The sequence below is a fragment of the Intrasporangium chromatireducens Q5-1 genome (assembly GCF_000576575.1).
GTDB lineage: Bacteria > Actinomycetota > Actinomycetes > Actinomycetales > Dermatophilaceae > Intrasporangium_A > Intrasporangium_A chromatireducens.
The window spans coordinates 1-1,836 of sequence record NZ_AWQS01000432.1 but is presented as its reverse complement, the minus strand read 5'-3'; the positions used below and the strand labels follow the sequence as shown (position 1 = coordinate 1,836).

At 66.0% G+C, this 1,836-nt stretch carries 2 protein-coding genes; both read right to left on the bottom strand.

The window, feature by feature from the left end:
* The coding region (locus N864_RS21945) for an ImmA/IrrE family metallo-endopeptidase (protein WP_205621034.1) at window positions 1-819 on the bottom strand (819 nt) is incomplete at its 3' end.
* 59 nt (window positions 820-878) lie between these two features.
* Entirely contained in the window at window positions 879-1,214 is a 336-nt protein-coding gene (locus N864_RS21940; protein WP_034722526.1) for a helix-turn-helix transcriptional regulator, read from the bottom strand.
* Between the last annotated feature and the right edge of the window lie 622 nt (window positions 1,215-1,836).

Sequence of the window (1,836 nt, the reverse complement as noted above, 5' to 3'; positions counted from 1 at the left end):
GCCGTCGCCGTCGCCGTCGCCGTCGCCGTCGGCGTCGTCGTAGAAGGGGAGGGGCAGGTCTATGCCTTCCAGGGCGTCCAGGTCGGCGAAGTCGTCCTCGACGGCCTGTCGATCGATCGGGGCTGCCCATTCGATTCGGGATTCGTTCGGGCTGATGCCGGCTTCGGCGAGCTCAGCCTCGAGAGCCGCCGGGGTGGTGCCACGGATCCGGGCCAGCGCGGTCAGGGACAGCATTCCTTGCTGGTATCCGCGAGTCGCGCGCATCAGCAGGCGTTGCGGCGCGCGGGGCGTCTGCGACTCGACCTGCAGGGCTCGGTACTGCGGGCTCCAGCCGTGGTTCGCGGCGAGCCATGGTGTGGTGTGATCCCACCACATGGCCTTGGTCGCCGCGTCAAGGTATGCGGCCTGCTCCATCTGGATGAGCACGATGCGTGGCGACGCTTGAAACCATTGCACGGCCTTGGACAAGTCGGCCAAGGAGAGTTGCTCGGAGCGACCGAAGAACTCGCGGAGACCTTTCACGGGTACGAGTAGATGGCGTGCGAACGCATCCGCGCGCTTCTCGTAGTCCTCGCGGTCAGCCCAGGCGCCTTGGGAGGCCACCTCGTAGTCACGGAACAGGACGTGGGCCAGTTCGTGGGCCAAGGTGCTGCGCTGCCGCATGGGGTTGGCCGTGCAGGCGACGACGACCTTGGTGATTCCCCGCTCAGGGTCGTGCGCCGTCATGCCGTGTTCGTCGGGATTGGCGACACTCAGGCTGGCGACGTCCAGACGCGGAACCAGTTCGTACAAAGCGAACATGTCGGCGATCGGCTGCACACCGAGGTGATGCTCCCGGCGAAAGGCTTCAGCGCGCGCCCGCCCTTCTACTTCTGGCCTCATGCGGACTCGGTGAGGCCCATCTCATCGAGAAAGGCGTCCACCTCCAGGTAGTGCATCAGCTCGCGGTGCATGGCCTGCATCGTCGCGTCCCCGGTTGCCCGAGCAACACACCGCACCCGCGCGCGAACATCCGAACGCCCGGTGATCTCTGTAACGCTCGATCCCGTCGCCCACGCGATGGCGAGGACCTCGTTCGTCTTCGGCTCCCGCGCTCCGCTTTCGATCCTGGAGAGCGTGGGCTGCGTGATCCCGGCCCGTTCGGCCAGAGCCCGCTGGGACAGTCCGGCCTGCTCTCGTGCTCGCGCGACCTGGTCGCCAAGGTGCAGAATCATTTTGAATCACTTCCCCTCGTACTGATTCAGAGCGTACGCCGAGGGGCTGACACAGACAAGTGGGCGCGTGGACGTGCCCTCGCTCCTCGAGGCTGCGCGGCGGGAGGAAAGGAGCGGCTCGGGAGTCCGCTCGCCCATCAGGTGCTCAAGAGGTTCGTGGGCCGCAGGGTATCGCCGGATGGGCGTCAGGGCCGCACCAGTCGCTCCGTTCGCCTTCGCTCACCTTTGCCTTCGCGGCGATGTCGCCAGTCTGCCGACCTGCGCGCGCACAGGACCTCTCAACTGGGGGAGGGGCGAACGGACGGATCCCGTGCGGCGCTCAAATTGAAACTGGTTGACACTCCGATCGTTGAGTCGGAAGGTCGTTTGACGTCGAGACTTCGTGCAACCAGTCGTGCAACCAAATCGCCGATGAGCTCCCTGTGCTCAACCCCTCACCAGGGGTCGCGCCAATCCGGCCCGCGGACGTTCCCGCAGGTCACCCGCCCATTTCGCTCCGGCGTGGAGCGCTCGACCACCGTGACTGTCCCCTTGCGGGGGAAGAGTGTCAATCCGCCCGTTTCGGGTCCTCTGGCGCGTGCAACGAGTTGTGACGTTTCCGCAGGTCAAGGGTAGTTACTCG